At 66.7% G+C, this 21,469-nt stretch carries 25 protein-coding genes and 2 pseudogenes; 19 read left to right on the forward strand and 8 right to left on the reverse strand.

Annotated features, from left to right (window positions below; translation table 11 throughout):
- The first annotated feature begins 42 nt into the window (after nucleotides 1-42).
- Entirely contained in the window at nucleotides 43-1,044 is a 1,002-nt protein-coding gene (locus tag G6N13_RS13200; RefSeq protein WP_163697634.1) for a 4-hydroxy-3-methylbut-2-enyl diphosphate reductase, read from the forward strand.
- 8 nt (nucleotides 1,045-1,052) lie between these two features.
- Here the strand turns inward: G6N13_RS13200 and G6N13_RS13205 are convergent, their stop codons facing one another.
- Complete coding sequence (locus G6N13_RS13205) at nucleotides 1,053-2,186, reverse strand: DUF6542 domain-containing protein (protein WP_163697636.1); 1,134 nt, start codon at nucleotides 2,184-2,186, stop codon at nucleotides 1,053-1,055.
- Nucleotides 2,187-2,279: 93 nt separating this feature from the next.
- Here G6N13_RS13205 and ychF point away from each other — a divergent pair, with 93 nt between their 5' ends.
- From ychF to G6N13_RS13220, 3 genes are all read left to right on the forward strand, one after another.
- On the forward strand, nucleotides 2,280-3,359 hold the full coding sequence (ychF, locus tag G6N13_RS13210; protein ID WP_163697638.1) for a redox-regulated ATPase YchF: 1,080 nt from the start codon (nucleotides 2,280-2,282) through the stop codon (nucleotides 3,357-3,359).
- 156 nt (nucleotides 3,360-3,515) lie between these two features.
- Complete coding sequence (locus tag G6N13_RS13215) at nucleotides 3,516-3,800, forward strand: type II toxin-antitoxin system Phd/YefM family antitoxin (RefSeq protein ID WP_163697640.1); 285 nt, start codon at nucleotides 3,516-3,518, stop codon at nucleotides 3,798-3,800.
- Nucleotides 3,801-3,832: 32 nt separating this feature from the next.
- A complete protein-coding gene (locus G6N13_RS13220; RefSeq protein WP_163697642.1) occupies nucleotides 3,833-4,060 on the forward strand; it encodes a type II toxin-antitoxin system RelE family toxin in 228 nt (75 codons plus the stop codon).
- Nucleotides 4,061-4,381: 321 nt separating this feature from the next.
- Here G6N13_RS13220 and G6N13_RS13230 read toward each other — a convergent pair whose 3' ends face one another.
- Nucleotides 4,382-4,792: a PPOX class F420-dependent oxidoreductase gene (locus G6N13_RS13230; protein WP_163697644.1), complete on the reverse strand. Its 411-nt coding sequence runs from the start codon at nucleotides 4,790-4,792 to the stop codon at nucleotides 4,382-4,384.
- 272 nt (nucleotides 4,793-5,064) lie between these two features.
- On the opposite strand from G6N13_RS13230, the gene G6N13_RS13235 reads away from it, so the two are divergent.
- Nucleotides 5,065-5,589 carry a DUF1942 domain-containing protein gene (locus G6N13_RS13235; RefSeq protein ID WP_163697646.1) on the forward strand — a complete coding sequence of 175 codons (525 nt, stop codon included), beginning with the start codon at nucleotides 5,065-5,067 and terminating at the stop codon, nucleotides 5,587-5,589.
- A 212-nt stretch (nucleotides 5,590-5,801) separates the two neighbouring features.
- Here G6N13_RS13235 and G6N13_RS13240 read toward each other — a convergent pair whose 3' ends face one another.
- Nucleotides 5,802-6,497, reverse strand: coding sequence for a guanylate cyclase (locus G6N13_RS13240; RefSeq protein WP_163697647.1), 696 nt, complete (start codon nucleotides 6,495-6,497; stop codon nucleotides 5,802-5,804).
- 22 nt (nucleotides 6,498-6,519) lie between these two features.
- Here G6N13_RS13240 and G6N13_RS24125 point away from each other — a divergent pair, with 22 nt between their 5' ends.
- The gene (locus G6N13_RS24125) at nucleotides 6,520-6,678 is read left to right on the forward strand and encodes a hypothetical protein (RefSeq protein ID WP_170310448.1); all 159 of its coding nucleotides are present in this window, start codon (nucleotides 6,520-6,522) and stop codon (nucleotides 6,676-6,678) included.
- On the opposite strand, the gene G6N13_RS13245 is transcribed toward G6N13_RS24125, so the two are convergent.
- Nucleotides 6,675-7,463: an adenylate/guanylate cyclase domain-containing protein gene (locus tag G6N13_RS13245; protein ID WP_163697649.1), complete on the reverse strand. Its 789-nt coding sequence runs from the start codon at nucleotides 7,461-7,463 to the stop codon at nucleotides 6,675-6,677. The genes G6N13_RS24125 and G6N13_RS13245 overlap by 4 nt on opposite strands.
- Nucleotides 7,464-7,543: 80 nt before the next feature.
- Here G6N13_RS13245 and G6N13_RS13250 point away from each other — a divergent pair.
- Nucleotides 7,544-7,765: pseudogene (locus tag G6N13_RS13250) on the forward strand (cytochrome P450); the annotation flags it as partial.
- Between the two features lie 146 nt (nucleotides 7,766-7,911).
- A complete protein-coding gene (locus tag G6N13_RS13255; protein ID WP_235677749.1) occupies nucleotides 7,912-8,103 on the forward strand; it encodes a response regulator transcription factor in 192 nt (63 codons plus the stop codon).
- Here G6N13_RS13255 and G6N13_RS13260 read toward each other — a convergent pair.
- Nucleotides 8,100-8,951: an alpha/beta fold hydrolase gene (locus G6N13_RS13260; protein WP_235677750.1), complete on the reverse strand. Its 852-nt coding sequence runs from the start codon at nucleotides 8,949-8,951 to the stop codon at nucleotides 8,100-8,102. The two genes, G6N13_RS13255 and G6N13_RS13260, sit on opposite strands and share 4 nt — an antisense overlap.
- A gap of 169 nt (nucleotides 8,952-9,120) precedes the next feature.
- On the opposite strand from G6N13_RS13260, the pseudogene G6N13_RS13265 reads away from it, so the two are divergent.
- The 4 genes and pseudogenes from G6N13_RS13265 to G6N13_RS13280 form a co-directional block, all read left to right on the forward strand.
- A pseudogene (locus tag G6N13_RS13265) lies at nucleotides 9,121-9,240 on the forward strand (VOC family protein); the annotation flags it as partial.
- Nucleotides 9,241-9,316: 76 nt separating this feature from the next.
- Complete coding sequence (locus tag G6N13_RS13270) at nucleotides 9,317-9,937, forward strand: Rv1363c family protein (protein ID WP_163697657.1); 621 nt, start codon at nucleotides 9,317-9,319, stop codon at nucleotides 9,935-9,937.
- Entirely contained in the window at nucleotides 9,934-10,542 is a 609-nt protein-coding gene (locus tag G6N13_RS13275; protein WP_163697660.1) for an Rv1363c family protein, read from the forward strand. The genes G6N13_RS13270 and G6N13_RS13275 overlap by 4 nt, the downstream gene beginning before the upstream one ends.
- 14 nt (nucleotides 10,543-10,556) lie before the next feature.
- Entirely contained in the window at nucleotides 10,557-11,474 is a 918-nt protein-coding gene (locus G6N13_RS13280; protein WP_163697662.1) for an alpha/beta fold hydrolase, read from the forward strand.
- On the opposite strand, the gene G6N13_RS13285 is transcribed toward G6N13_RS13280, so the two are convergent.
- Nucleotides 11,461-12,267, reverse strand: coding sequence for an SDR family NAD(P)-dependent oxidoreductase (locus G6N13_RS13285; protein ID WP_163697663.1), 807 nt, complete (start codon nucleotides 12,265-12,267; stop codon nucleotides 11,461-11,463). The two genes, G6N13_RS13280 and G6N13_RS13285, sit on opposite strands and share 14 nt — an antisense overlap.
- 23 nt (nucleotides 12,268-12,290) lie before the next feature.
- Between G6N13_RS13285 and G6N13_RS13290 the strand changes: the two genes are divergently transcribed.
- The 6 genes from G6N13_RS13290 to G6N13_RS13315 all read left to right on the forward strand — a co-directional run bounded on the left by G6N13_RS13290 (nucleotide 12,291) and on the right by G6N13_RS13315 (nucleotide 18,335).
- The gene (locus tag G6N13_RS13290; protein ID WP_235677751.1) at nucleotides 12,291-13,595 is read left to right on the forward strand and encodes a DUF1298 domain-containing protein; all 1,305 of its coding nucleotides are present in this window, start codon (nucleotides 12,291-12,293) and stop codon (nucleotides 13,593-13,595) included.
- 33 nt (nucleotides 13,596-13,628) lie between these two features.
- The gene (locus tag G6N13_RS13295) at nucleotides 13,629-13,913 is read left to right on the forward strand and encodes a hypothetical protein (RefSeq protein WP_163697665.1); all 285 of its coding nucleotides are present in this window, start codon (nucleotides 13,629-13,631) and stop codon (nucleotides 13,911-13,913) included.
- Nucleotides 13,914-14,021: 108 nt separating this feature from the next.
- Nucleotides 14,022-14,483: a DoxX family protein gene (locus G6N13_RS13300; RefSeq protein ID WP_235678071.1), complete on the forward strand. Its 462-nt coding sequence runs from the start codon at nucleotides 14,022-14,024 to the stop codon at nucleotides 14,481-14,483.
- An 87-nt stretch (nucleotides 14,484-14,570) separates the two neighbouring features.
- Complete coding sequence (locus tag G6N13_RS13305) at nucleotides 14,571-16,292, forward strand: DUF3556 domain-containing protein (RefSeq protein ID WP_163697669.1); 1,722 nt, start codon at nucleotides 14,571-14,573, stop codon at nucleotides 16,290-16,292.
- Between the two features lie 88 nt (nucleotides 16,293-16,380).
- Complete coding sequence (locus tag G6N13_RS13310; protein WP_163697671.1) at nucleotides 16,381-17,538, forward strand: thiolase family protein; 1,158 nt, start codon at nucleotides 16,381-16,383, stop codon at nucleotides 17,536-17,538.
- Entirely contained in the window at nucleotides 17,538-18,335 is a 798-nt protein-coding gene (locus tag G6N13_RS13315) for a crotonase/enoyl-CoA hydratase family protein (protein ID WP_163697673.1), read from the forward strand. The genes G6N13_RS13310 and G6N13_RS13315 overlap by 1 nt, the downstream gene beginning before the upstream one ends.
- Here G6N13_RS13315 and G6N13_RS13320 read toward each other — a convergent pair.
- Both G6N13_RS13320 and G6N13_RS13325 read right to left on the reverse strand, forming a co-directional pair.
- On the reverse strand, nucleotides 18,332-19,048 hold the full coding sequence (locus tag G6N13_RS13320) for a fasciclin domain-containing protein (RefSeq protein WP_163697674.1): 717 nt from the start codon (nucleotides 19,046-19,048) through the stop codon (nucleotides 18,332-18,334). The two genes, G6N13_RS13315 and G6N13_RS13320, sit on opposite strands and share 4 nt — an antisense overlap.
- Before the next feature lie 117 nt (nucleotides 19,049-19,165).
- A complete protein-coding gene (locus G6N13_RS13325; protein WP_163697676.1) occupies nucleotides 19,166-20,428 on the reverse strand; it encodes an MFS transporter in 1,263 nt (420 codons plus the stop codon).
- Between the two features lie 82 nt (nucleotides 20,429-20,510).
- Here G6N13_RS13325 and G6N13_RS13330 point away from each other — a divergent pair, with 82 nt between their 5' ends.
- Nucleotides 20,511-21,467, forward strand: a complete 957-nt coding sequence (locus tag G6N13_RS13330) for a GlxA family transcriptional regulator (RefSeq protein ID WP_163697678.1) — start codon at nucleotides 20,511-20,513, stop codon at nucleotides 21,465-21,467.
- The last annotated feature ends 2 nt before the right edge of the window (nucleotides 21,468-21,469 follow it).

Genomic DNA, 21,469 nt, shown 5'->3' on the forward strand with positions numbered 1-21,469 from the left:
ACGGCTGGCCCCGCCAGGTTGCGGGAACGTACCCTGGAAACCATGCCGCCTACCGTCAACATGGGGATTCCGGGTGCCGCCAGCTCGGTCGCCACAGGCGCGACCGGCAAAAGGGTGCTGCTCGCCGAACCCCGTGGCTACTGCGCCGGCGTGGACCGCGCCGTCGAGACCGTCGAACGCGCGCTGGAAAAGCATGGCGCCCCGGTCTATGTGCGCCACGAGATCGTGCACAACCGCTACGTGGTGGAGACCCTGGCCAAGGCCGGGGCGATTTTCGTAGAGCAGACCGATGAGGTGCCCGAGGGGGCCATCGTCGTGTTCTCCGCCCACGGTGTCGCGCCGACCGTTCACGTCGAGGCCGCCGCGCGCAATCTGAGGACTATCGACGCGACCTGCCCGCTGGTCACCAAGGTGCACAACGAGGCCAAGCGGTTCGCCCGCGACGACTACGACATCCTGCTGGTCGGCCACGAAGGCCACGAGGAGGTCGTCGGCACCGCCGGTGAGGCACCTGACCACGTGCAGGTCGTCGACAACCCGGATGCCGTCGACAAGGTCACCGTGCGCGACCCGAACAAGGTCATCTGGCTGTCCCAGACCACGCTGAGCGTCGACGAGACCATGGAGACGGTGCGCCGGCTGCGGGAGAAGTTCCCGACGCTGCAAGACCCACCCAGCGACGACATCTGCTACGCCACCCAGAACCGCCAGGGCGCGGTCAAGGCGATGGCACCGGAATGCGATCTGGTGATCGTGGTCGGCTCGCGCAACTCATCGAACTCGGTGCGCCTGGTCGAGGTCGCGCTCAATGCCGGCGCGACCGCCTCGCACCTGATCGATTACGCCGAGGACATCGACTCCGCCTGGCTGTCCGGGGTCACGACCGTCGGCGTCACGTCTGGCGCGTCGGTGCCGGAGATCCTGGTGAAGGGTGTGCTGGACCGGTTGGCCGAGTACGGCTTCGGCACCGTGCAGCCCGTGACGACCGCCAACGAGACGCTGGTGTTCGCGTTACCGCGAGAGATCCGTCCGGCCCGTCCCTAGGGGTTCGGTCAGCGGTCGGAACGCCAGGATTCGGCGTCCCGGTCACTTGAGCGACGCGGGCGGGGTTCCCTCGCCTGATCTTCACCTTCGCCGCGATAGCGCACCCGCGATACCGGGTGGTGTCCGCTGGTGTCCCCGTTGGCCCGGCTCGGCGGCCGCTGCCGAGGCGGCGGTTCATAGGGCGGATACGGCTCGTAGGACGACGGGTAGGACTCATACGGCTCGAAGCGGCTGCTCCGCTGGGGCGGCGCGCCGTAGCGGTCGCGGCGTTCGCGGGGCACTCGCGGCTCGCGAGGTTCGCGTGGTTCACGCAGCTCACGAGGCTCACGAGGCTCGCGACGGGATGACGAGGGCGGGCGGTTACCTCCGTCGCGCGGCTGACGCCGGCGCCGCGGGGCGTCGGCCAGGTCTGGGGCGTCGTCCGCGACCGGACGGCGCCGGCGGGGACGCTCCGGCGCCTCGGTGACGTCCTCCACCGGGGGGCGCGCATGGCGGGAGCGCGTGGGGGCGGGACGCTTGGCGGGCTGGGTCGACCGGGGCTGCCGCCGCGCGGTGGCAGGGCGTTCGATGCCGGGCGCTCCTTCGATGTCCTCGGCGTCAGCGTCGCCGTGGCGTAGGCCCGAAAGCTTGGCCGCCAGCCCGGCGAACAAGCCGGGGGACGGCTGGTCGTCGTCGGCATCGACGGGCGCGGCCGCCACGGCCGACCGACTCGACATCGCGAAGTACCAGCGCACCAATCCGATGAGCAGCACGCCCGCCGACGTGAACAGCATCAGTGGGAAGCGCTCGATCAGTGGGTAGCCGAAGTTGATCAGGGTGTCCTTGATGCCGGTGAACTGCGCACCGTGGAACAAAAAATAAGCGCTGGGCACGGCGACGAACAGGATCAGCGGGGGCTGGATGACGGCGGTGAAGATGCTGGACTGCCCAACCGCCAGCACTGCGGCCACGCAGCCGATGGCGTACAGGGCCCCGAACACACTGCCGAGATCCTTGTTGCCCGAGCCTGCGTCGAACGCGGCCCCAATTGTGGTGGCGATCACAGCAATAAGGACTGCTGCCCACCAGGGCACGCCGGGGAGATTCGGATGCGCCGAGCAATTCGCGGCCGCCACCGACGACCTGGATCGCTGTGCTGACACACGTAGACCGTACCGGTTCTGACTGAATGTGGACCGGCAGCGGGGCCGAGAGCGGACGGGTCTGCCAGACCTTTCTCCTAGACTGTCCTCCCTGTGAGCCTTAGCCTCGGAATCGTCGGTCTGCCCAACGTGGGGAAATCCACCCTATTCAATGCGCTGACCCGCAATAACGTGCTGGCAGCCAACTATCCATTCGCCACGATCGAGCCCAATGAGGGCGTCGTGCCGCTGCCCGATCCGCGGCTGACCAAGCTGGCCGAGATCTTCTCCTCCGAGCGGATCCTGCCGGCGCCGGTGACATTCGTCGACATCGCCGGCATCGTGAAGGGCGCCTCCGAGGGTGCCGGTCTGGGCAACAAGTTCTTGGCGAACATTCGTGAGTGCGATGCGATCTGCCAGGTGGTGCGGGTCTTCGCCGACGATGACGTGGTCCACGTCGACGGCAAGGTCGATCCCAAGTCCGACATCGAGGTGATCGACACCGAGCTGATCCTGGCCGATCTGCAGACGCTGGAGAAGGCGGTGCCCCGGCTGGAGAAGGAAGCCCGCAATAACAAGGAACGCAAACCGGTGCATGACGCGGCGGTGGCTGCCCAGGAGCTGCTGAACGACGGCACGACACTGTTCGCCGCGGGCAAGAAAGTGGATTCAGGGCTGCTGCGTGAGCTGAACCTGTTGACCACCAAACCGTTTCTCTACGTGTTCAACTGCGATGAGTCGGTGCTCACCGATCCCGAGCGGGTCGCATCACTACGGGAGATGGTCGCGCCGGCCGATGCGGTGTTCCTCGACGCCAAGATCGAAGAAGAGCTGCAGGAGCTCGACGACGAGTCAGCGGCCGAGCTGCTGGAGTCGATCGGGCAGACCGAGCGTGGGCTGGATGCGTTGGCGCGGGCCGGGTTTCACACCTTGAAGCTGCAGACCTATCTGACTGCGGGGCCAAAAGAGGCCCGCGCGTGGACGATTCACCAGGGCGATACCGCACCCAAGGCGGCCGGCGTGATCCACACCGACTTCGAGAAGGGCTTCATCAAGGCTGAGGTCGTGTCGTATGCCGACCTGGTGGAGGCCGGCTCGATGGCCGCGGCCAAGTCTGAGGGCAAGGTGCGCATCGAAGGCAAGGACTACGTGATGGCCGACGGCGACGTGGTGGAGTTCCGCTTCAACGTGTGACGAAATGCGATTCAACCTCCATAATCTCGCCATGCTGAGCGGATCGAGGCAGTCGATCGTGACTCCGGACCAGTGGTTGGACACGGCGTCCCCGTCTGCGCACTTCGTGATCGGTGGCCGCGGCGCGAGATTGGCGTTCGCGCTAGAATTCTGTACATGTCGACCCTCCCGCTTGCCGAAGTCCGCGCAAACCTATCGAAGATTGTCGACGAAGCGGTCCGTACTCACCAGCGCATCGAGGTCACCCGTCAAGGGCGTCGGGCGGCGGTGATTCTCAGTGCAGACGATTACGACTCGATCATGGAAACTCTGGAGATTCTGAGTGATCGCGATCTGCTGCTCGAAATCCGAGAAGCCGAAGCCGAGGCTGACGCGGGCGAGACCTACACGCTCGATGAGGTGACCGAAGCTATGCGTACCGTCGGGCGGTTGCCAGGTTGACCTATGAAATCGAGTTGACCCGAGCAGCACGGATGGCGCTCACCGATGACCTACCCCAGGCAATCGCTGTCGCGTGTTGGGAGTTCATTCGCGGGCCACTCGCAGAGAATCCTCATCGCGTCGGCAAGCCGCTACGCAACCAGCTGCAGGGGCGGTACTCGGCACGACGAGGCGAATTCCGAGTGGTATACCAGATTTTCGACGAACGAGTGGTTGTCCGAGTGATCCACATCGCGTATCGCCGTGACGTTTATCGGTGACGCAATGATGGTGTGGCTGAACGGCACTCACGGTGTCGGCAAGACGACGACGAGTCTGCCGGGCACGGATAACTTCGAGCACTGGCCGCCTTGGCGGCCGCTGGTGGTTGAAACCGCTCGCCGACTCGTTGAACACACCGGCGGCCCGAAGCTGGTTGCACAAAGACGCGTAAGTTGTCGACACCTCACATCGCACCCCAGCCGAGGTGGCCCGCCGGATTGCGGAGGTAGTCAACGGCCACGCTTAGGGTAGTTCGCGGGGGGAGAAGCCCGGTCGACGGCGAATCCCTTGTCGCGCATGACGCCGGCGCGCGAGAGCGGCTAATCCTCGCCAGGCGGTGGCGTCACCTTGTCCGCGCCGATCGTGACGATGAGCCTGGTCTCGTTGGGGTTGCCGCTGAAATTGGGGTACGGAATGCCCAAATACTTCTGCGAGATGGCGTCAATGCTGTCGCGTCCGCCCTCGGCGGTTGTGGCGATCACGCGCCCGCGCACGGCGTAGAACCGCGAGACATTCTCGGGGTCAACGATGTTGATGGCGACCCGCGGATCTCGTTCCAGGTTTCGAGCCTTCTGCATGCCGCCGACGATGTTGAGGATGATGTGTTCGCCGTCGGTGTCGACCCACGTCTCGGTCAGCTGGGGTGAGCCGTCGGGCATCAGGGTGGCAACGAAGCACGGGCTGGGCTTGCGGAGAAGATCAATGAGACCGTCGGGCAACGACGTGGGCATGATCGTCCTTTCACGACATCGCGATGAGTTCAAGCGGGCGTGCGAGTCTGACCAGCTATGGGAAAACTTCTGCACGGCCCGACGATATCCCTCGACGGCTACGTGAACGATGCGAGCGGCGACTGTCAATGGTCGGCGCGCAATGGGACATGTTCGATGCTCACACCGACCGCATAGCCACGGTGTCGACCGAAGTGCTGGGGCGCAAGAGCAGGAGTTCGCCCGGCTGCGGCGGGGCATTCGGCGCCGCCGCGCCGCGCTAGTATCCGCGGATGCGCGCAATACGGATATCCACGGTCGTTCTCGGTGTGTTGGCGATCGCACTGATCACCGCGGGGTGCGGGGGTTCAGGCTCGACGGCGCAGCAATCGGCCACCAGCGCGCCCGCCACGTCGACTCAGCCGGCCGCCAAGCAGGCGGTCACCTTCGGCACCCCGGTCGACGTCGCGTCCGACGGTGGCTTAGCGACCTACACCGTCGACAACCTCGCGCCGGTGCCGCCGGATGCCCAGATCGTCCCGGCGAAGGGCACTATGTACGCCGTCGACGTGACGATCGCCGCCAAGACCGGCACGGTCGCCTACAACGGCTTCTGGTTCGTGGCGCGGGCCGCGGACGGATCGAATATCGCACCCGCCGTCGGCGCGGTCCAGCCGGGCATCACCTCGGGACAGCTTCCGCAGGGCCAGCAACTCGCCACCCACGTCGCCTACGACGTCCCGCAGGGAAAAACGATCACGGCGATCATGTTCCGCGATCCGAAGGGCAAACTGCTGGCGGTCTGGTCGACGGGGTAATCAGCTGCAGGCCCAGGGCTACGTGGTCGCGTTCAACTGGGTCGAGGGCAATACCGGTGCCCCGTTGTCCTCATGCCGGGTCGTGGCTGTCCACAACCCGGACCGATCACCGGGCGAATCATTTAGTGCGACAACCGTCTACGTCGATTTGGCGTGCCTGCGTCAGCAGGCGACCGGCGGTATCGGCGGCGGCTTTGGCTTCTGAGGTCGGATCAGTCTGCGATGACCTGGATTTCGGCGCCGAGCCGATAGTTCGCGATCAGCGGCAAGGTGTCGCCGCTCCAGAATCGTCCCGGGTCGAACCAGTTCTCGTTCTTCTCGGTGGTCAACAACCCCATCTCCTCGTAGGTGATGGCGACCGTCTCGGCGCAGTAGGCAGTCTGTAGGCCCAGTTCTCGTTCGGTGACTTTGCGTCGCTGGGCGGACTCGCGAATCTTTTTGTGCACCAGAGGAATTCCGCGAGTCCAGTCGCTGGCGGTGGGGAGCCTGCCGCGCAGCCACCGTCCGGTGAGCCGTGCGGTCGACGGAAACGGGGTGCCGTCCATTCGCGCGATCACCTCCAGCATCCGGTCTTCGTGGTCGCGGGTGACCTGGGGGGTGAGCTGGCGCAGCCAGCAGCGCTGACCGTATTGGTGCAGCCATTGTTCGACGGCCTCGCGGGCGTCGTTGAGTTGCACCCCACGGTGGTTGGTGCCCGTCCACATATCGAGGAGCTTGTGCCCCAGCTCGGCATGCCAGATCAACGGCGGCAGGTCGTCGATGGCCACGGTCATGCCGACGTGATTGACCGGTGCGTTGGTCAGGGTCTGGATCGCCCGGTCGGGGCCGGAGTCGCCGCGAAACAGCCAGACATCCCCGGTACGGGTCTCATTCAGCGCCTGTGTCAGCGACACGGTGTGCTCGGTCACCAGCGCAGCATAATGTGATCGCATGCGCGGTATCTGGAAGTGGATCGGGCTGGCCGGTGCGGCCGGCGTCGTCGCCGGTGGTGTTCTCGTCGCGCGGGACCAGCGCAAGCGCAAGGCCTACACCCCTGATGAGATTCGTAATCGGCTGCACCAACGGCACGCCGAGGCCGCGAAGAACTAGGCCACCGCGTAGAGCCGGTGGGTTCCGCTGAACCCCTTCAGTTCGGCGTCGCGCCCTCGGTCGAAGGGCTGCCGATCGCCCACTGCGGTGCGCACCGATTCGCTCACCAGGATCTCGCCGCCGGCGGCCTGGCTGGCGACCCGGGCGGCCATCGCCACGTTACGGCCGAACACGTCGTCGCCGCGCAGCACCGACTTGCCCATGTGGATCCCGATTCGCACCCGAATACTGTTGTGCCGCGCGCGTTTTGCGTCCCGTTTGAATTCTCGTTGCATCGCGACGGCACAGCTCACCGCGGCCGTGGGTTCGGCGAAGGCCACCATGAAGCCGTCGCCCTGGCTCTTGACGACGTGCCCGTCGTGCGCCTTCACCAGCCGCCGGACCAGCCGGTCGTGACTGCCGATGAGTTTGACCCAGGCCCGGTCGCCGATGCGTTCGTTGAGTGCGGTGGATTCCTCGATATCGGAGAACATCACCACCAACTCGCCGCCCGGGGCCAGCCGGGCCAGGTCCGGGCGTTCCACGTCGGCCCAGTCGGCGAGTTCCTCGATCGAGGAGCGGACCGCGCCGCCGAAGCCCTGGGTGCGCACCAGGTTGGCGGTCTGCCAGACCTGCTTGACGGCCTCCCGCCCGCCGGTCCACAGCATCGTGCGGGTGTCCAGACGGGCCCGCATCTCCTCGGCGTCGCGCTGGCTGGCCTGCAACCGCGCGCGCAGCACCACCAGGGCGATGCCCTCGGCCGCGGCCAGCACCGCCAATACCGCCGCCGCGATCGTCCAACCCACTCCTGCGCCGCCCTCCGATCGGGAATCCTGAACTGATGATGCCTCCCCACTACGAGAGCAGATTCATCCGTGCCATTCACCCGGACCGGGCCAAGCAGATCGACCGATATCAATACCTGCCCTTCGGCGCCGGCCCGCGGTCCTGCATCGGTGACCACTTCGCCATGCTGGAGGCCACGCTCGCGTTGGCCACCAGCATCGGGCGCTGCGAAATCGGCTCGCTCAGCGACGATTTTCCGGTTACTGTTCCGTTCACCGTCGTGGCGAGCGAACCGGTTCGGGCCGTCGTGGTGAAACGTTGAGCGAATCCGCCGGGTCAGCACTGAGGGCTGCGTGAACTTCGGCCGTGGGGGACAGCCGGACCTGGCCCGTCCTGCGACGGGGTCGGGAACTCGCCCGTGGCGGGCTGAAAACCCCTGCGCTGTGGGCTACTTCGCAACCATTGCCGGTGAGCCCGCGTGCGCTCGAAATCGCCCGCCTGGTTGTCCGCGGGTGGTCCAACCGTGAGATCGCCGAGCGCCTCGTCGTGTCGACACGCACGGTCGAAGGGCACTTGTACCGGATGTACCTCACACTGAACGTGACCAGCCGCGATGACACGCGCAACCTGACCGGCGGTCAGCTGATCAGGCCGGTCTAGCGGGTCACGAAGGAGACGACGGCCTCACTGAAGGCGTCGTTGTCATCGCCGGCAGCGGTGTGGCCGGCATCGGCGAGTTCGATGAATTCCGCGTCCGGCACCTTGGCCAGGAAGTCCTGCACCCCTTCGGCGCTGACGACATCGGAGAGCTTGCCGCGGATCAGCAGGATCGGAATCGTCAGATCGATGGCGGCCTGCTCGAGGCGCTCGACCCGGCCGAAGGGATCGTCCTTCGGGGCGGTGAGAAACGCTGGATCCCAGTGCCAGTACCAGCGGCCGTCGCGCAGCCGCAGATTCTTCTTGAGGCCGTCGAGGTTCTTCGGCCGCTTGCGATGCGGCAGGTACCCGGCGATGGCGTCGGCGGCCTGCTCGAGGTTCTCGAAGCCGTCGACGTTGCTGAACATGAAGTCCCGAATTCGGGCGCTGCCGTCTTTTTCAAAGCGCGGCACCACATCGACCAGCACCAGCTTGGTCACTGTCTGCGGTCCGGCCTGCTCGGCGACCAGGATGCTGGTCAGCCCGCCCATGCTCGCCCCGATCAGGACGACCGGCCGGCCGATCTGTTCGAGCACCACCATAACGTCGGTGGCCAAGGCATCGACGCTGTAATCGGCGTCGGGCGCGCGGTCGCTGTCGCCGTGCCCGCGGGCATCCAGCGCCATCACATGGAAGCCCTGATCGGCCAGCACCTGCCCGGTGTTCTTCCACGAGAAGCGGTTCTGGCCGCCGCCGTGCAACATCAGGATCGTCGGGCGGTCACCCGCCTCGGGCGCGCCGCGGTTCCATTCGTCGGCCACCAGCGTGAGGTTTTTATCGCCGCGGAACTCAACGGTATTCGTGCTGCTCACGGGCATCCTCTCGACCGAACGTGAACAGCACGTTACCTAGCGGTGCTAGCGATGACCGTCGGCACCCCGACCGGTCAACCCCGTCGGCACCTTTCGCACCCCTAATAGAGGGGACCCCCGTGCCATCACCCTGTCGCTGTGGTTCGACGATGACCACGAGGAAGCGATGCGGTTCTACGAGCTGCTGTCGGACCCCGACCCGGCTCGGGCTGCCGCCGCGACCACCGAAATGCTCGGGATGCGCACGATCGTCATCGCGAATCTGGAGGCTGCCGCAGCGAACCCGTGACCGGCCTCACTGGGTCTTACGGGTAGCCTTTCGCCCCAGCGGGTGAACCGGCCCGTAGTGCCGTAGAGGGAGAACAATGGCTGACGAGCCTGCCGCGCCTGAGGACGAGGCCGCCACGCCAGCAGAGGTCAAGACGGCCGAAGAAGTCGAGGCCACCGAGGCTGGCGACGACGTTGTCGAGGATGTGTCGCTCGTGGCCACGCCCGCGCGGTCCCGCGTTGTCCTGGTCTCGCTGATCATCGCGACGGTTGTGGTGCTCGCCCTCGGCGGGGTTGTCGGCTGGCTGGGATACCGGGCGTATGAGGCCAAGCAGGATGACCATCTGCGCGAGCTCTTCGTCAGCGTCGGCCGGCAGGGTGCGCTCAACCTGACCACCATCCACTTCGATGAGGCCGACAAGGATGTGCAACGCATCCTCGACTCGGCTACCGATGCGTTCTACGACGACTTCGCCAAGCGGTCTCAGCCGTTCATCGAGGTGGTCAAGCAGGCACAGTCGAAATCCGACGGCCAGGTGACCGAGGCCGGGCTGGAGTCGGTGACGGGCAGCGAAGGTCAGGTGCTGGTCGCCGTCACCGTGACCACCTCCAATGCCGGTGCCGCCAACCAACCACCCCGCTCCTGGCGGATGCGTCTGACGGTCAAGAAGACCGGTGACGACCAAGCGAAGGTTTCGAAAGTGGAGTTCGTACCGTGACCGCTGACGACAAATCCGACGCCCCCGACCTCGAGGTCGTCGAGGCGGAGACCACCGCGGTCGAACTCACCGACAGCGACGTCGAGACGATCGCCCCCGCGCAAGCACCCTCCAAGCGCGGTGTCAGCGTGGCCGCGGTGTCGGCCGTCTCGGTGCTCGCGATCCTCGGGCTGCTGCTGGCGGCGGGCACCGGCTATCTGGGCTGGCAGGATTCCGCTCGGCGCGACGTCGACCGGGCTCGTACCGATTCGGTGCAGGTCGCCAAGGACTCGACCGTCGCGTTGTTGAGCTACAAGGCCGAGACCGTCGACAAGGATCTCGGTGCGGCGCGCGACCGGCTCACGGGCAGCTTCCTGGACGCCTACACCCAGCTGATCAACAACGTCGTCATCCCGGGCGCCAAGGAGAAGAAGATCTCGGCGGTGGCTCAGGTTCCGGCCGCGGCGCTGGTGTCCGCCAAGGCTGACCATGCGGTGGTGCTGCTGTTCGTGAACCAGACCGTCGTGATGGGGACCGACGCACCGACCAACACGGCTTCTAGCGTGCGGGTCACTCTGGACAAGGTGGGCGACCGTTGGCTCATCTCGGGGTTCGATCCGGTCTAGCGAACGGGGGTTCGATGATGGAGTCACGCTGGATTGACGTCTCGGCGTCGGCGGTCCAGCTGCGTGCACTGAGTTGGGGGCCGGACGACGGCCCGATTGCGTTGTGCCTGCACGGTTTTCCCGATACCGCGTACGGCTTCCGGAAACTGGCACCGCATTTGGTGGCAGCCGGTTACCGCGTCATCGCCCCGTTCATGCGCGGCTACGTGCCCTCGTCGATCCCCACCGACGGCAGCTATCACATCGGGGCGGTGATGGCGGACGCGCTTGCGGTGCGTGCCGCGTGTGACCCGACCGACGCCGATATCGTCATCGGCCACGACTGGGGTGCCATCGCCGCCACTGGCCTGGCCGCGCTGCCGGGTAGCCCGTTTGTCAAGGCGGTCGTGATGTCGGTGCCGCCTTCGGCGGCCTTGCGGCCACGGGTTGGCAAGCCGCTGGCCAATCGGCGGCGTCTGCTCGGTCTGCTGCCCCGGCAGTTCGTGCGTAGCTGGTACATCAGCTACTTCCAGCTCCCGTTCCTGCCGGAGCGCTCCTCGTCCTGGATCGTGCCGCTGCTGTGGCGGCGCTGGTCGCCGGGCTACAACGCCGCCGAGGACCTGCGCCACGTTGATGCCGCGATCGGCTCCGCGGATCGGTGGCGCGCCGCTCTGGGCACCTACCGGGCGACCATCCGCAACACCCGCCCGCCGGCGCGCTACGCCGAACTTCATCCCCGGTGGCTCGAGCCGCCGCGGCTGCCGACCCTGTACCTGCACGGCGACGACGATGGTTGTATGACACCGGAATTCACGCCGTGGGTGCGTGACGTTCTGCCGTCGGGTAGCGGGGTGGCGATCGTCGAGCACGCCGGGCATTTCCTGCAACTCGAACAGCCCGACGTGGTCGGCAGGCTGATCGTCGACTTCTTGTCGGCTACTACTTCTTCTTGAGGCTGGGGTGGCTGCCGGCCAGCATCGGCAGTAGCAGTCGCTTGGGTGTGAGCTGGTAGACGAACGTCGCCGCGCGGTTGAGTCGCCCCGGCACGACGATGGGCTTGCCCGCCGCCAGTCCGTCCACCGCGGCTTTGGCGACATCGTCGGCCGACACCCACAGCGGCTTGGGCAGCGCGGCTTCGGCGTCCGCGTCGGAGATGCCGGCAGCCTCACCGAACCCGGTCTTGACCGGACCAGGGCACAGCGTGGTGGCTGTCACGCCGCTGGGCTTGAGCTCCTCGCGCAGCGCGTAGGTGTAGGACAGCACAAAGGCCTTGGCTGCGCCATAGACGGCCTGGCCCGGTAGCGGTCCGAACGCACCCAGCGAGGCGACATTGAGCACCGCGCCGCGGCGACGATTGACCATGCCGGCCACGAACCGGGTACATAGGTCGACCACCGCGTTAACGTCGACCTCCACGACGTTCATCTCCGCGGCGGGATCGGCGGCGGACACCGGACCGGTGGTGGACAGCCCGGCGTTGTTGACCAGGATGTCGACCTCCAGGCCGAGGTCGGCCACCCGGTCGGGGAGGGCGGCCCGCTCGGCGGGCTTGGAAAGATCAGCTGTTACAACGGAACTGGGCCCCTTGAGCTCTTCGGCGAGCGCCGTGAGTGCTTCGGTGCGCCGAGCTACCAGGATGACGTGATGGCCCCGGGCGCAGAGTTCCCGGGCAATCTCGGCGCCGATGCCTGAAGAGGCTCCGGTGATCAGCGCAGCGCGGCTGGGACCAGGAGGTGGCAGCATCATGCCAGCGTAAGACAATGGTCAACATGGCTGCCGGCAGAGCGATGACCGCGGTGGACGCGCAGATGCTGTGGATGTCAGCCGTGATTCCCAACGATCAGATCGTGGTGTACGCATTCAATGGCGCACCGCATACTCCAGAAGCGGCCGTCGATGAGCTGCGGCAGCGCGCGCAGGCGTGCGACGAGCTGCGCCTGCGGGCGGTCGAGGCGGGCAGATGGCGATACCCGCGGTGGAGCCGCGGTGAGGTCGGTACCGATCAGTTCGTCATTCACCATCCGCAGGGACTGGACTGGCAGGGGAGCCTGGAGGCCGCCGTTGGGCTGCGCGCCGACCCGCTGGATCTTCACCAAATGACCTGGCGCGCAAATATTTACCCGCGAGTTATGGGAATTCCGGGGGCTCGCGGGGTGGGCTCGGTGGTGGTGTTGCAGACGGGCCACGCGTTCGCCGACGGTAGCCGCGGCACCGCATTGGGCGGCGCGCTGTTGGGGCGCCCACAACCAGTAGCGGTGCCGGCTTCGGGCCGACGTGGTTTCCTGCCGGTACGCGGCGTCGCCGCCGCCCGGGCGCATCGCATGCTGGTGCGCGACACCGAGGCGGGACTGGTACCGGCTCCCGCTCCGGGATGCCCGTTGCTCAGCATCAATCGCCAGCCCCGCGCCACGCCGGTGGTGCGGACACTGGTACTGCGGCGCGATCAGCTTTCGCGGCCCACCGTGACGATCGCCGTACTGGTGGCCGTCGCCGAGGCGCTCGCGGGGTATCTGACCGCGCGCGGCGAGGACACCTCGGCATTGGGCGCCGAAGTCACCATGGCGGGGCAGCAGGATCCCGCTTCGCACAATAACTTTCGCAATGTCGGCATCAGCCTGCACGCTGATGTGGACCGGGTCCGGCGCGCGGAACTGATCGGCGCCGAATTGGCCGCCCAGCGCCGCCGTGGCGAGCACCCGTCGATGCGGGCATCGGCCGCCGCGTCCGCTGCCATCCCCGCCGCGCTGTTGCGGTGGGGTGTGGGGCACTTCGATCCCAACGCGCGTTCGGACACCGTCACCGGGAACACCGTGGTGTCCAGTGTGAATCGCGGGCCGGCCGATTTATCGTTCGGCGGGTTCCCGGTCCTGCTCGCCGCGGGCTTCTCCTCGCTGTCGCCGATGATGAGCCTGACCCACGGTGTGCACGGCCTCGGCGACCTGATCGCGGTCAGCGTCAACGCCGATCCGGACAACGTCGACATCGACGATTACTGGGAACGGCTGCGGGCGGCGCTGGCGGTGCGAGGCGATGGCGGGCATGAACAGCAAAGAACCACTTATCCAAAACAGTGATCACGGTCTCGGCGGTGGTCAGGCAGCTACGTGATGAAACCATACGCGCAGATCAGCGCCATCGATCTGGGCTACGTTCCCGATCCCCAGGATGTGCAGGTTTTCGCCGACCAGCGCAACCTGCAGACGATGGCCCGGGTCCAGGATTACCTGTGGGCCAACGTTTTGCGGATGCGCCAGTGCGATCAGCCGCTTCCGGGCACCACCAGCCGCGGCTACATGCCGCAGCCGCCGGACGAGGGCCTGTCGCCTCTGCTGCACTGGATGGAGAGTGGCGACCTGAGCTATAGCCTGCCCGTCATTTCCCACCTCGGCTAGGCATCTGCCCAGCACCGGGGTTGATGCTTTAGGTTTACTCCCGTGACTGCCTCCCATCAAGCCTTTAGCGTCGGTCTCCTTCTTTTGCGCGTGGTGCTCGGCGTGACCATGGCCGCGCACGGCTACAACAAGTTCTTCGGCGGCGGCCGGATCAAGGGCACCGCCGGCTGGTTCGAGAGCATCGGGATGAAGCCCGGCGCCTTCCATGCGCGGGTGGCGGCCAGCACTGAGATGGCTGCCGGTATCGGCCTGGCCCTCGGGCTGCTGACGCCCATTCCGGCGGCTGGGTTCGTGGCCCTGATGCTGGTTGCGGCATGGACAGTGCACCGGCACAACGGCTTCTTCATCGTCAAAGAAGGCTGGGAGTACAACGTGGTGCTGGCGGCCGCGGCCGTGGCGCTCGCCGCGACCGGAGCCGGCAAGTACAGCCTGGACTACGCGCTGTTCCACGGGACGAGCGTCTACCACTGGCTGTACGGCTGGTGCGGTCTGCTGATCGCGGTGGTGCTCGGACTCGGTGGCGGCATCGGGCAGCTGGCGATCTTCTACCGCCCGCCCGCCAAATCCTGATGCTCGCGGGCAAGACCCGTCTCGGCACAGTCCCGACGCGCGGGAATTCCTTCCCGCCGCACTAGAACGCGTTCTAATCTCGTCGGCATGGGGTTTCTGAAGCAGGAAGTGCCCGTCATCGACTTCGAGACGTGGAGCAAGGGCACGCGCGCGGAGCGGATCAAGCCGATGGCCCGCCATTGGGCCGAGGTCGGCTTTGGCACCCCGGCGGCACTGCACCTGTTCTACGTCGTCAAGATCCTGCTCTACGTCTTCGTCGGCGCCCTGTTCGGTCTTGCCACCAAGGGCATCGATGGGTTCACCAATATCGGATCGTGGTGGTCGGAGCCGATCGTCTACGAAAAGGCCGTGCTCTACACGATGCTCTTCGAGGTCGTCGGCCTCGGCTGTGGGTTCGGCCCGCTGAATAACCGCTTCTGGCCGCCGATGGGCTCGATCATCTACTGGTTGCGCCCCAAGACAATTCGCCTCCCACCCTGGCCCAACCTGGTGCCGCTGACCAAGGGTGACAGCCGCGGCCCCGTTGACATCGTGTTGTACGCGGCGTTGATCCTGATGATCCTGGTCGCGTTGTTCTCCGACGGCACCGGGCCCATCCCGGAGCTGGGCACCACCGTGGGTCTACTGCCGACCTGGCAGATCGCGGCGGTCGTCGCGCTGCTGGCCCTGGCGGGCCTGCGCGACAAGGTGATCTTCCTGGCCGCCCGCGGTGAGGTGTACGGCGCCTTCGCGGTCGCCTTCCTGTTCGCCGGTGTCGACGTCATCATCGCGCTGAAGCTGGTGTGCATGGCGATCTGGATCGGTGCCGCGACGTCCAAACTCACGCGGCACTTCCCGTTCGTCATCTCCACGATGATGTCCAACAGCCCGGTGGTGCGCCCCCGGTTCCTCAAGCGGATGTTCTTCAAGAAGTTTCCCGAAGACCTTCGGCCCGGCCGGATGTCGCACATCGTGGCGCACATCAGCACGGCCATCGAGGGGCTGGTGCCGCTGGCACTGTTCTTCTCGCACGGCGGCTGGCCGACGACGATCGCGGCGATCGTGATGGTCTGCTTCCACTTCGGGATCCTGTCGGCCATCCCGATGGGGGTGCCGCTGGAGTGGAACGTGTTCATGATCTTCTCGGTGCTGTCGCTGTTCGTCGCGCACGCCCAGATCGGGATCACCGATATCACCACACCGTGGCCGATCCTGCTCTTCCTGGCCCTGGCCACGACCGTGTTTCTCGGAAACGTGGTGCCGCGCAAGGTTTCCTTCCTGCCCGGTATGCGCTACTACGCCGGCAACTGGGACACCACGCTGTGGTGTGTGAAGCCCTCGGCGGAAGCGAAGATCGAGCAGAACCTGGTGACGATCGCCAACATGCCGGCCGCCCAGCTCGAAAAGTTCTACGGCAGCAAGGAAGCCGCGCAGATCCCGCTCTTCATGGGATATGCGTTCCGCGCCTTCAACACTCACGGCAAGGCGCTGTTCACCCTGGCACATCGCGCCATGGCGGGCGAGAACGAGGACGACTACTCGATCACCGACGGGGAGCGCATCTGCAGCATGGCGATCGGCTGGAACTTCGGCGACGGGCACATGCACAACGAACAGCTCATCACCGCCATGCAGACGCGCTGCCACTTCGAGCCCGGCGAGGTCCGCGTGGTTCTGCTCGACGGTCAGCCGATCCACCGGCAACGGCAGGCCTACCGGCTTGTCGACGCCGCGACCGGGGAGTTCGAGACCGGCTACGTCAACGTCGTCGACATGGTCGACCGCCAGCCGTGGGACGACACCCTGCCGGTGCACGTGACATCGGGCTAACCGAACGGTTGGTTGACCCGGCTGAGGGCGCTCGGCGGGGGCGTGTTAGAAATCGAAGATCAACCCCCTCTGCATAAGGAGTAGGCCGATGGCTGAAGCGGTAATTGTCGAAGCTGTGCGTACGCCGGTCGGCAAGCGTAATGGTGGACTGTCCGGTATCCACCCGGCGGAGCTGTCTGCTCAGGTCCTCAACGGCCTGGTGGAGCGCGCCGGCGTCGACCCCGCGCTCGTGGACGATGTGATCTGGGGTTGTGTCATGCAGGCCGGTGAGCAGGCGCTCGACATTGCCCGCACCGCGGTGCTGTCCGCCGGCTGGCCTGAGAGCGTCCCGGGCGTGACCGTGGACCGCCAGTGCGGTTCCAGCCAGCAGTCACTGCACTTCGCGGTGGCAGGCGTTGTCGCGGGCCACTATGACGTCGTCGTCGCCGGCGGTGTCGAGTCGATGTCACGCACCCCGATGGGCGCCTCGCTGGCCAACGGCGGCAACCCTTACGGAGAGTCGTTCAAGGCCCGCTACACCACAAACCCGAACCAGGGTGTCGGCGCCGAGATGATCGCTGAGCAGTGGGGCTTCAGTCGCACCCAGCTCGACGAGTTTTCGCTGCGTTCGCATGAGAAGGCCGCGGCCGCCCAGGATTCCGGCGCATTCTCCGATCAGATCGTCGGCATCAAGACCAAGGACGCCGATGGCAACGACACCGTGGTGCTCGAAGACGGCGGCATCCGCCGCGGCGGCACTGTGGAGTCGATGGCCAAGATCAAGCCGGCTTTCCGCGAAGACGGTGTGATCCACGCCGGCAACTCCAGCCAGATCTCCGACGGCTCGGCCGCGCTGCTGATCATGTCGGCGGAGAAGGCCAAGGACCTGGGCCTCAAGCCGCTGGCGAAGGTGCATACCGCCGTGCTCGCCGGCGCCGACCCGGTCATCATGCTGACCGCGCCGATCCCGGCCACTCAGAAGGCGTTGGCCAAGTCCGGCCTGACGGTCGACCAGATCGGTGCTTTCGAGGTCAACGAGGCCTTCGCCCCGGTCCCAATGGCGTGGCTCAAGGACATTGGAGCCGACGAGGCCAAGCTCAACCCCAATGGCGGCGCGATCGCGCTGGGCCACCCGCTCGGCGGCTCAGGTGCCCGGATTCTGACCACGCTGCTGTATCACATGCGGGACAACAACATCCAGTACGGTCTGCAGACCATGTGTGAAGGCGGCGGCCAGGCCAATGCCACCATCCTCGAGCTGCTGTAGTGACCGACGTCGAGACCCCCGCCGCTCTCTGCGAGCGGCGGGGCAACGTCCTGGTCATCACCATCAACCGACCCGATGCGCGCAACGCCGTCAACGGCGCGGTGAGCACCGCCGTCGGTGACCTGCTTCAGCAGGCGCAGGATGACGTCGACGTCTGGGCTGTGGTGCTCACCGGCGCGGGCGACAAATCGTTCTGTGCCGGCGCCGACCTCAAGGCGATCTATAAGCGGGAGAACCTCTTTCACCCGCAGCACCCCGAGTGGGGCTTCGCAGGCTATGTGCGCCACTTCATCGACAAACCGACGATCGCGGCGGTCAATGGCGCGGCGTTCGGTGGCGGCACCGAGCTGGCGCTGGCCAGTGACCTCGTGGTCGCCCAGGAGAGCGCCAAATTCGGGTTGCCGGAAGTGAAGCGCGGTCTGGTCGCCGCAGCCGGGGGCGTGTTCCGGATCGTCGATCAGCTGCCCCGCAAGGTGGCCATGCAGGTGCTGTTCACCGGCGAACCGATCACCGCTGCCGAGGCGCTGGAGTGGGGCCTGATCAACGAGGTGGTGCCCGACGGCACCGCCGTCGACGCGGCATTGGCTCTGGCGCAACGCATTACCGTCAACGCACCGCTGGCCGTGCAGGCCAGTAAGCGAGTTGCGGTCGGAGTCGACGACGGCGTCATCACCGCCGACGAGGCCGGCTGGACGCGCACGATAAAAGAAATCGGCGCGCTGATGAAATCCGAGGACGCGATGGAGGGCCCGCTGGCCTTCGCCGAGAAGCGCCCGCCGGTCTGGAAGGCGCGCTAGGCGGGCTTCGCCGTCGTCGACGTCGTGGTGCTGGTGCTCGTCGCCGTGTTCGGCGTCGGTGCGTCGCCCGGGCTGAGCACGGTGTCGATCATATAGATGTAGGCGGCGCGGGTGGTGTAGCCGCACAGCACCTTCACGCTGTCGTTGATCTTGATGTCGCCGCCCTTGCCGGTCACGTTCACCACGCTGCCCTGCTGCGTCGGCATCTTGCCGTGCAGGTCGTCGGGGCCGAGGTAGCCAAGCACCAGGTGGTAGAAGAGCGTCGAGGTCAGCATGGCCGGATCGCTCTTGAGCTGAGCCAGCGTCGCCTCGTCGAGCTTGGCGAAGGCGTCATTCGTCGGCGCGAACACCACGTAGGGCCCGCCGTCGATCACGCTGCCGATGTTGACGGCCGGATTGAACCCGCCGGAGATCGCCGCGTTGAAGGTGCTCAGGTCCGGGTTGGCGGCGATCGCCGCGGTCGCCGTCTGGGTGCCCATGCTGGCGAACGAGCCCGGGCCGGAGGGGATCCGGTTCTTATAGGCATCGCAGCCCGAGCCCTGTGGATCGGGCAGCTGGCTCATGCTCGGCGCCGGGAGTTCCGACGTGGTCGGCGCTGCCGGGGTGGTCGTGGTGGGCGTCGGATCGGCGTAGGCCTGGACGGCGGTCGGGATGGCGACGGCGATGGCAGCCAGCGCCGCTGCGACGCCCAGGGACTTGGTGCGAGTGCTCACATGGCTCCTTGAGTTCTGCTAGGGAGTCGGCCAATCGCGGGTCCCCGTTACCGCTGCGCCCCGTGAATCGTACGTGCAGCTCAGTGTCAGTCTCAAAACGGGCACTCAATGTCCAGGTCAGAGGCCCGGCCGGCGTATCCGCCAACACAGCAGTGCCGCTGCCGCGCAGAGCCCGGCGGCGGAATGGAACGCCGGGTCGTAGCTGCCGTTGACATCGCGCAGCCAGCCGGCTCCGAAGGCGGCCACCGCCGCTCCGATTTGATGGGCGGCGAACACCCAGCCGAACACCACCGGCGAGCGCGCACCGAAGTACTCCCGGCACAGCACGATCGTCGGCGGCACGGTGGCCACCCAGTCCAGGCCGTAGAAGATGATGAACACCCAGGTGCTCGGTTCAGCGTGCGGGGACAGCAGCGCGGGCAGCGCCAACAGTGACAACCCCCGTCCGAGGTAGTAGACCACCAGCAGCAGCCGAGGGTCGACGCGGTCGGTGAGCCAGCCGGAGAAGATCGTGCCCGCAACGTCGAGCACGCCCACGGCCGCCAGCAGTCCGGCGGCGACCGTGGTGGGCATGCCGTGGTCGTTGGCGGCCGGGATGAAGTGCGTGCCGATCAGACCGTTGGTGGTCATCCCGCAGATGGCGAAGCTGGCGGCCAGCAACCAGAACGCCGGGAGGCGTGCGCCGATGAGCAACCCGTCGAAGGCTGCTCGGAAACTTGAGGATGCAACTGCTTGCGGCACTTCGGCTTCCGTGGCGCCGTAGGGCAGCAAGCCTTTGTCCGCCGGATAGTTTCGCATCAGCAGCAGCACTGGCGGCACCACCGTCAGCGCGGCGGCGGCGACGATCAGCGAGGCCCAGCGCCAGCCGTGGCGGGTCGTCACCTCGGCCACGACCGGCAGGAAGATCAGCTGCCCGGTGGCGCCCGCGGCGGTGAGCACGCCGGTGACCAACCCTCGCCGCTGCTCGAACCACCGCACCGCGACCGTGGCGACGAACCCCATCGAAATCGCGCCGGTGCCTGCGCCCACCAGCACGCCCCACAGCAGCACCAGCTGCCAGCTGGTGGTCATCAGCACGCTGGCCGCCGAGCCCGTCGCAATCAGTAGCAGCGCAGCCGTCAGCACCGGGCGCACCCCGAACCGGTCCATCAGGGCGGCCGCGAACGGCGCCGTCAGCCCGAACAGCGTCATGTTGACCGACATCGCCAGCCCGACCACACCGTGCGACCAGCCGAACTCGTGGTGCAGCGGGTTCATCATCACGCCGGGTACCGACCGGAATCCGGCCGCGCCGAGGATCGCGACGAAGCTGACGCCGGCCACCACCCAAGCCCAGTGCAGACCGATGCGGGTGGCCCGCCCGGTCGTTGTCGAGGTCACCGGATCACTCTGGCCGACCGGCCCGGGATCCGGCTAGTGGCAAGAATGACACTATTCGTCAAAAACATGCCAGACTGGCGGTGTGCATCGCGTGGCCGTCCTGCTGGTCGAGCCCGTCGTCGGATTCGACGCCGGGATCGCGCCGACGTTGTTCGGCGCGGCCACCACAGCTGAGGGGTCTCCGCTCTACGAGGTAGTGGTGTGCGGGCTGCGCCGCGCGCCGGTCGCCACCACCAACGGCTATGCGATCGTGCCGGGGGCCGGACCCGAGGCGCTGGCGACCGCCGACACCGTCGTTGTCCCGGGCACGCGGTATCAGCCCGCCCGGCTGGGCGGCGAGCTGGAACCTGAGCTGGCCGCGGCACTGGCATCGATTCGGCCTGGCACGCGGATCGTATCGATCTGCACCGGCGCGTTCGTGCTGGCCGCCGCCGGGGTGCTCGACGGCAGGGCGGCCACCACACACTGGCGCTGGGCCGACGATCTTCGTGCCCTGCACCCAGACGTCCTGCTCGACGAGAACGTGTTGTTCGTCGACGACGGCGATGTGCTCAGCTCGGCCGGGCTGGCCGCCGGAATTGACTTGTGCCTGCACATCATTCGCGCCGACCACGGCGCGTCCGTGGCCAATGAGGTGGCTCGTTACTGCGTCGTCCCGCCCTGGCGAGAAGGTGGGCAGGCCCAGTTCATCGAACGACAGGTGCCCGGCGACCCCCAGGCGTCGACCGCGCCGACTCGGCAGTGGGCGCTCGATCACCTCGACGAGCCGCTGTCGATCGAACAACTGGCCCGCCACGCCCGGATGAGCGAGCGCACTTTCTGCCGCCGGTTCCGTGACGAGACCGGGCAGTCGCCAGGCAGCTGGGTGCGCAGCCGACGAGTCGAGCGGGCGCGCGAGTTGCTCGAGACCGATGACCTCCCCGTCGACGAGGTGGCCCGCCGCGCCGGTCTGGGTTCGGGCGGCAATCTTCGCCATCATCTGCGGCGTGGTCTCGGCATGTCGCCGTCGAGCTATCGCAAGGTGTTCCGAGGCAGCTGAGG

Origin of the sequence: Mycolicibacterium sarraceniae (genome assembly GCF_010731875.1) — a bacterium.
In the GTDB taxonomy this organism is placed as follows: domain Bacteria; phylum Actinomycetota; class Actinomycetes; order Mycobacteriales; family Mycobacteriaceae; genus Mycobacterium; species Mycobacterium sarraceniae.

What these genes read in the sequence shown, in the direction of transcription:
- G6N13_RS13200 (WP_163697634.1), top strand. Translation starts at nt 43, where the DNA reads ATGCCGCCTACCGTCAACATGGGGATTCCGGGTGCCGCCAGCTCGGTC.
- G6N13_RS13215 (WP_163697640.1), top strand. Translation starts at nt 3,516, where the DNA reads ATGTCGACCCTCCCGCTTGCCGAAGTCCGCGCAAACCTATCGAAGATT.
- G6N13_RS13220 (WP_163697642.1), top strand. Translation starts at nt 3,833, where the DNA reads ATGGCGCTCACCGATGACCTACCCCAGGCAATCGCTGTCGCGTGTTGG.
- G6N13_RS13230 (WP_163697644.1), bottom strand. Translation starts at nt 4,792, where the DNA reads ATGCCCACGTCGTTGCCCGACGGTCTCATTGATCTTCTCCGCAAGCCC.
- G6N13_RS13235 (WP_163697646.1), top strand. Translation starts at nt 5,065, where the DNA reads ATGCGCGCAATACGGATATCCACGGTCGTTCTCGGTGTGTTGGCGATC.
- G6N13_RS24125 (WP_170310448.1), top strand. Translation starts at nt 6,520, where the DNA reads ATGCGCGGTATCTGGAAGTGGATCGGGCTGGCCGGTGCGGCCGGCGTC.
- G6N13_RS13270 (WP_163697657.1), top strand. Translation starts at nt 9,317, where the DNA reads ATGGCTGACGAGCCTGCCGCGCCTGAGGACGAGGCCGCCACGCCAGCA.
- G6N13_RS13280 (WP_163697662.1), top strand. Translation starts at nt 10,557, where the DNA reads ATGATGGAGTCACGCTGGATTGACGTCTCGGCGTCGGCGGTCCAGCTG.
- G6N13_RS13285 (WP_163697663.1), bottom strand. Translation starts at nt 12,267, where the DNA reads ATGATGCTGCCACCTCCTGGTCCCAGCCGCGCTGCGCTGATCACCGGA.
- G6N13_RS13290 (WP_235677751.1), top strand. Translation starts at nt 12,291, where the DNA reads ATGGCTGCCGGCAGAGCGATGACCGCGGTGGACGCGCAGATGCTGTGG.
- G6N13_RS13295 (WP_163697665.1), top strand. Translation starts at nt 13,629, where the DNA reads ATGAAACCATACGCGCAGATCAGCGCCATCGATCTGGGCTACGTTCCC.
- G6N13_RS13300 (WP_235678071.1), top strand. Translation starts at nt 14,022, where the DNA reads ATGGCCGCGCACGGCTACAACAAGTTCTTCGGCGGCGGCCGGATCAAG.
- G6N13_RS13305 (WP_163697669.1), top strand. Translation starts at nt 14,571, where the DNA reads ATGGGGTTTCTGAAGCAGGAAGTGCCCGTCATCGACTTCGAGACGTGG.
- G6N13_RS13310 (WP_163697671.1), top strand. Translation starts at nt 16,381, where the DNA reads ATGGCTGAAGCGGTAATTGTCGAAGCTGTGCGTACGCCGGTCGGCAAG.